Annotated in this window: 1 pseudogene; it reads right to left on the bottom strand. The window is 51.8% G+C overall.

The window, feature by feature from the left end:
* Positions 1-23: 23 nt before the first annotated feature.
* Positions 24-794: pseudogene (locus tag ACVBEF_RS21295) on the bottom strand (hypothetical protein); the annotation flags it as partial.

Here is a 794-nt window from a genome sequence, read left to right as displayed (position 1 = left end):
GCACTTTATAGCGGCCAAACAAGCTACTCAAAAACATATCGCAGCCGCAAATACCCGCTCCCCTCCCGCCGCGTTGTGCTCTGCGTCTTAACCGCAACGTGCGTCAATTCCTTAGTATGCGCATCCGTTTGCAGCGGAAAAAGTCGGGCCAGTGCAGCTTGCTCCTGCGGCGTAAACACCGTTTGCTGATTGGCGTTTTCTTTCGCCTTAGCTACATCGGCGAGATACCCGGGGGCTGTCTTTGCTTGCTTTACCGTGTTGATGCGAATTTGTACACTTTTAGCGAGCGCCGGATCGGTTTTGATGGCCTGCTGATAATTCTGCCAAACCTGCTGTTTATACGGCGTAATAGGGGCTTTGCCGGTCGCGTCATATTCGGTTGCCATCTTCAACAACCCCTCGGCTTTTTCTTCATGCGTTAAATAGTCGGCAAAACTAAAACTGGCTAACGAATCGTGGACATAAAAATCCAGTAATTCTAAAAACGCCGTTTTCTCCGGCAACTGGCTCTTCTTCATTTCTGCCAGCGCCCATAGTTCGTCCCGCTTGGGCGCGTTGCTATTTTGCGCCAGCCAGCGTTGCCAGTAATTTGCTTTGGGAAAATCTGTGCTGCTAAATCGAATCGCACGCAAACGATTGCCATCGAAACCAACATCGGTTCTGCTGATGTCAAGTTGCGCAATCGCCACCCGCTGCTCCAGCAGCGCAACGTCGCCTCGCAGCATAGCGTTATAACTACGTAAATCCTCCTGCTCCTGCGCATTGGCGCGGGGAAAGGCGATGGTGTGTTGCAA

The organism is Glaciimonas sp. GG7 (genome assembly GCF_052976905.1).
Note: the sequence above shows the minus strand (reverse complement) of the source record. Positions and strands in the feature narration are given on the sequence as shown.